Raw genomic sequence first — 5,584 nt, forward strand, 5'->3', positions numbered from 1 at the left:
GCGACGCCAGCATCGGCGGCTTGCTGTACAGCCTGATGTACCGCCCAGAGGCCGACGGCGGCCAGCACTTGCGCTTCGCTGTCGCGGCCGGGGCGGGCGCTTGCCTGGCGGCCGGCGGCGCCCCGCCATCGGTGCAATTGGTGGAATCGTTGCTGGAGCGCACTATATTGGGATGATGTGGGCAGCGTGTGCGTATTCAGCGGCGCCAGGGCGCCCTTCTTGCCGGAATAGGCGTAAGATTTGCTCTCTCGCCATGTCAAGAGCCTGTCCCGGGAACGGTATTCGTCCGCGGGGCCAGGCTTCAAGCCATTCGCTGACCAGTATGCCGTTCCTTCCAGTGCCATGCGTGGCGCCACCTGGCCGGATCTGTGCGCTTTACAGAGCATGGGCGCTGAGAAGGAAGTCCGCATGCATAAGATCTGGATGTTGTTCAATCCCAGGAGCTTCAAATTCAAGATGACGGTGCTCGTGGGCGTGCTGGTGCTGTGCGCGACGGGTTCTGTTGCGCTCACATCGCTGTCTGTCGCGCAAGGGCAGATGGTATCGGTCATCGGCAATCAGCAATATGCCTTGCTGACCAGTGCTGCGGCGTATATCGACGAAGACTTGAATTCGAAGAAAGCACTGCTCAGGGTGCTGGCGGAAGGGCTACCCGCGGATGTGGTTGAACATCCGCAGCGGATGCAGGCATTTATTGAAAATCATCCAACCCTGCGCGAGGAATTTTTCAATCTTGTCGCTTTTGATGCTACGGGGAAATTGATTGCCAGCATGAATGACCGGCGCGTGGTCGGCACGCTCAATTTCGCCGCGCGGGAGTATTTTATCGATACCGTGAAACTCAGGGAAGGCGTGATATCGCGTCCATTCAAGAGCCAGCTGTCGGGCAAGCCCATTGTGCTGGTAACCGAACCGATCTATGACGCAGCCGGCAAATTGTTGTATATGATCGCTGGCGGTATCAATTTGCAAAGCCCGACATTTTTTGGCCAGTGGGAGCAGCTCAAGCCGGGCAAAAGCGGTTATCTGTTCATGTTGACCGACGACGGCACGATACTCCACCATCCGGACCCGGCGCGCGTCCTGAAGCGGGTGCATGATGAAACGGGCGGCGTAACGCCTTCTACGCTGGCCGCATTGCGGGGATTCGACGGTTGGACACAAGGTAAAACCAAGCAGGGCGTGCAGGCCATTATCACGTACAAGCACTTGCATGCGGCCGATTGGATCATCGGTGCCGTCTACCCTGAAAGCGAGGCATTCACGCCGATCACCGATATTTATGCCCAAGTCATCATTGCTTCGTCCGGTGTCGCCTTGCTGGCCGGTTGTGCCGGCTGGCTCGCGGTGATGCTGCTCTTGCGTCCTTTGGGCGATCTGGGCCGGCATGTGGCGAGCATACGCTCCGGCCATGCCGATATTGCGGTGTTTGATATCGCCCGCAAAGACGAGTTCGGAAAACTGAGCCGTGCATTCTATGCGCTGTCGCTGCAGAGGGAAGCCGCGGAGAGCAACCTCGCTGCTCTGGCGCGTACCGACATGCTGACCGGCCTGCACAACAGGCGCATGTTTGACGAGGCGCTGGCCGCGGCATTGACGCGTGCCCGGCGCGCGGGTACGGGTCTGGCGCTGGCCTATCTGGATATCGATTATTTTAAAAAAATAAATGATACCTATGGGCATGGCATCGGCGACCTGGTGTTGATTGAATTTGCCAAACGGCTCAAAGCTTGCATCCGGGCTTCGGACACGGTAGCGCGCCTTGCAGGCGACGAGTTTGTCATCATTTTTGAACAACTGAGCGATCAGTCCGAGCTCGCGATACTGGGCAAGAAAATCGTGCAAGAGATGGTCGTGCACTTTGATTGCGGCGGTATCGGTCTGCATGTCGCCACCAGTGTCGGCCTGGCGTTCAGCGCCCAGGGCGATACGACGGCAGGGGCATTGTTGACGGCGGCCGATACGGCGCTTTACAAGGCAAAGAGCGCTGGCCGCAACGGTTATGCCATCACCTCCATCGGCAGCTCCGCCTTGACCGAGGCGCTGTAGGGCCTCGCCTGTTCTGGCAGCATCAAGATCTGTGCTGGCCCTTTGCCGCCAGCGGCGCATACACACCCGACGATGCGCGCTCGACCAGGGTAAATTCCATCAGGCGATGCGTGGCGGGCGCCGCTTCTCCCGCGCGGCGCTGGCGTATCTCGTCGATGACGAGGCTGACGGCGGCGCGCGCCATGTCGGCGATGGGCTGGTGGATGGTGGTCAGCTCGGGCCAGACGGTAGTGGCGACGGGCGTGTCGTCGAAGCCGCACACGCTCAATTCAGCCGGCACCTGCAAGCCCATGCCGTGCGCCACGGCCAGGGTGGCGGCGGCCATGTCGTCGTTGCTGGCGAAGATGGCGCTGGGGCGCGGTGTTTGCGCCAGCAGCTGGCGCGCCGCGTCCAGTCCCGAGCGATACGTAAAATAGCCTTGCGCCACCCTGTGCGGCGGCAGTGGCAAGTGCGCTTCGCGCATGGCGTCTTCGAAGGCCTGGCGCCGCAGCAGGGCGGGCGTGTGCGCCGGATCGCCCTCGATGAAGCCGATGTCGCGGTGGCCCAGCGCGAGCAAATGGCGCGTCATGGCCAGCGCGCCTTCATAGTCGTCGATGCGCACGGCCGACACATCGGGCGAGGGGCGCGCCGTGGCCACGGCGATGGCGGGGATGCCCATCTGATTCAGCTGCGCCAGCACTGCGGGCGAATCACACAGGGGCGGCGGCACCAGGATGCCGTCCACGCCGGCCGCCACCAGGCAGGCGATGCCGGCGCGCTGGCTGTCGATGTCTTCGCAGCGTTCGAGCAGCAGCTGGCCGCCGCCCTGGCGGCATTGATCCATGGCGCCGACGAGAAATTCGCTGAGGAAGGCGGCGCTGGGATTGCTGTACAAGAGGCCGATGCGCAAGGTGCCCGTGCGGGCCGCCCTGGCCGCCAGGTTGGGCTGGTAGTGCAGGCTGGCGATCGCCGCCTCGACCTTGTCGCGCGTGGCCGCGCTGACGCTGGCGCGTCCGTTGATCACGCGCGACACCGTCATGGCCGACACGCCGGCCACGCGCGCCACGTCATGCACGGTGGCGCCGCTGGTTGTATCGGGGGCGGCGTGCGCCGCCTTATTCGAGGTGACCACCGAATTTCAGCTTGCCGCTGATGCGCATGCCGTGCAATTGCCCCTCTTCCAGCTGGGCGGCGCTGGTGCGCTGCGCCGTGTCGCGCCGCGCCAGTCCCACCGACAGGATATCGAGCATCATCAGCTGCAGCAGGCGCACGATCATGGGCACGAAATTGAGGTTGCCTTCCGGGTGGTTCAGGGTCAGCAGCACGTCGGCCAGCTTGGCCAGCGGCGAGCCGCTGGCTGTAATGGCCAGCACGCGCGCGCCGCAGCCCTGCGCCACCTTGACGGTGCGCAGCAGGTCGGGCAGGGCGCCCGAGCGGGAAATCACCAGCGCCACGTCGCCCGGCTTGAGCATGGCGGCGCTCATTTCCTGCGCCTGCGGATCGGCAAAGAAGCTGCTGACGATACCCAGGTTGAGCAGCTTGTGCTGCATGTCGTCGGCCACCACGCGGGCGCTGCCCACGGCCAGCAATTCCACGCGCTGTGCGCCGCGCAGCAGCTCGATGGCCGCCGTCAGCGCCTTCACGTCGAGCATGTCGCGCAGCGCCAGCGCGGCCGAGGCGTTATTGCCCAGCACCTTGCGCGCCAGTTCCGCGTCGGAGTCCGAGATCTCCACATGGCAGTGCGCCACCGTGATGGCGCCGCCCGTCAGGCCGGACGCCAGCTTCAGTTTGAAGTCGGCCAGGCCCTGCACGCCGATCGAGCGGCAAAAGCGCATCACGGTCGGCTGGCTCACGCCGACCCTCTGGGCGATTTCGGCGATCGGCAAGGTGAGCATGGCGTTCGGCTCCTTCAGCACCCAGTCTGCCACCTTGCATTCCGATGGGCTCATCCTGCCGCGCGCCTGGCGCACGGATTCGAGCACGGGTGCGCCGGAATGGGCACGCTTGAGCTTTTGCGCCAGGATGGCGGCGATGCCGAGGAACGTGGGCAGTTCGGCCGTGATCAGAAAGGTGGGAATCTGCGCCAGGTATTCGTTCAGGCGGCCCTTCTGTTCGAAGCGGGCGCGGAACTGCGACCGTTCGAACAGGGGGCCCAGGCGTGGCACGATGCCCCCGCCTATATAGATGCCGCCCAGCGCACCGAGCGTCATGGCCACGTTGCCGGCGATGGAGCCGAGGATGGCGCAGAAGCAGTCCACCGCTTCGATGCACACGTCGCATTCATTGTTCAGGGCGCGGCTGGTGATGTCGGCCGCCAGCAGCGGCGGCACGTCATGCAGGCCAGCCCGGTCGGACAGGGCGCGGTAGATCAGTTCCAGTCCGCGTCCGGAGGCGAGGCGTTCGGCCGAGACGTGCGACAGTTCGCGCCAGGCGAAGGACAGCACATCCATCTCGCGCTGGTCGCAGGGGGCGAAGCTGACGTGGCCCCCTTCGCTGCCCAGCGCGATCCAGCGGTCTTCGGCGGGAATCATGCCCGACACGCCCAGGCCCGTGCCCGAACCGAGCAGGCCGATGACGCTGTCGGCGCGCGCCATGCCGCCGCCGATCTGCAGGCGCTGGTCGGGCCGCAGATAGGGCAGGGCCATGGCCAGCGCCGTGAAGTCGTTTACCACCAGCAGGGTGTCGAGGCCCAGCGCGGCGCGCATCGCCTCGATCGAGAAGAACCAGTGATGGTTCATCATGCGGATATTGTCGTCGTCGATGGGATTGGCGATGGCGATGGCCGCATGGCGCACGCGCGCCGAACCGGCGGCACGCGCCTCGCTGCTATCCATGTACGCGGTGATGGCGTCGAGCAGCGAAGCGTAGTCGTCGCAGGGCAGCACGGCCACCGCTTCCAGGTGGCCCTGGCGCGTTTCGAGCACGAAGCGGGCATTGGTGCCGCCGATGTCTGCCAGCAGGCGTGGCCCTTCACTGAAACGCTCCGCCGGATCGCTGCCTGCTACTTCCATTTTTTCATCAATTTTCATGGCGGTGCTTAGTCTCGTCTGCGTGCGCGGTCGTGGCGGCGCACTGTCGTTATGGGCAAAAACCAAGGATTTTAATTCGTATACGGGCCGCGTGCCGAAAAATGCGGGGTGCCTGCGCAAATGCTCGCATGCAGCGCCAGAAACGCTGGCGCCAGCGGAAAAACAGGGCAGTCAACTCGCACATCAGTACGCAAATAAAGTGTCGCAGAGTAGTCGTAGGATTACAACATAATATGTTGATATTTGTTCGTAGTATAGTTACTATGTCCCTGCTGGAAAGAATTCTGGCCAGTACATTCGGCCACGAATGACTAGATAAAAAATAACTACTGAGGAGACTTACCATGCTGCATCGCACCATGTTGAAGGCCGTGTTGAAAACGCTGCCAGCTGCCATCGTCTTAGCCATCGCCAGCGGTTCCGCTGCCGCCGACCCCATGTATCCAAGTGACGCCGAAGGCTTCCATGGCTACCTGCGCGCCGGCGCCGGCAGCAATACCTCCGGCGACGGCGGTTCGCAAGGCTGT

Annotated in this window: 3 protein-coding genes and 1 pseudogene; 2 read left to right on the forward strand and 2 right to left on the reverse strand. The window is 63.4% G+C overall.

What is annotated here, in order from left to right:
- Window positions 1-408 precede the first annotated feature (408 nt).
- Window positions 409-2,049, forward strand: a complete 1,641-nt coding sequence (locus tag K0F86_RS27025; protein ID WP_219137202.1) for a diguanylate cyclase domain-containing protein — start codon at window positions 409-411, stop codon at window positions 2,047-2,049.
- Window positions 2,050-2,071: 22 nt separating this feature from the next.
- On the opposite strand, the gene K0F86_RS27030 is transcribed toward K0F86_RS27025, so the two are convergent.
- Window positions 2,072-3,160 (reverse strand): LacI family DNA-binding transcriptional regulator, encoded by a 1,089-nt coding sequence (locus tag K0F86_RS27030; RefSeq protein WP_219137203.1) that lies wholly within the window; start codon window positions 3,158-3,160, stop codon window positions 2,072-2,074.
- Window positions 3,144-5,057: a glucokinase gene (locus K0F86_RS27035; RefSeq protein ID WP_219137204.1), complete on the reverse strand. Its 1,914-nt coding sequence runs from the start codon at window positions 5,055-5,057 to the stop codon at window positions 3,144-3,146. Before K0F86_RS27035 ends, K0F86_RS27030 begins: the two co-directional genes overlap by 17 nt.
- A gap of 344 nt (window positions 5,058-5,401) precedes the next feature.
- Between K0F86_RS27035 and K0F86_RS27040 the strand changes: the two are divergent.
- A pseudogene (locus tag K0F86_RS27040) lies at window positions 5,402-5,584 on the forward strand (carbohydrate porin); the annotation flags it as partial.

It is taken from the genome of Janthinobacterium sp. UMAB-60 (genome assembly GCF_900095235.1).
Classification (GTDB): Bacteria; Pseudomonadota; Gammaproteobacteria; order Burkholderiales; family Burkholderiaceae_D; genus Janthinobacterium.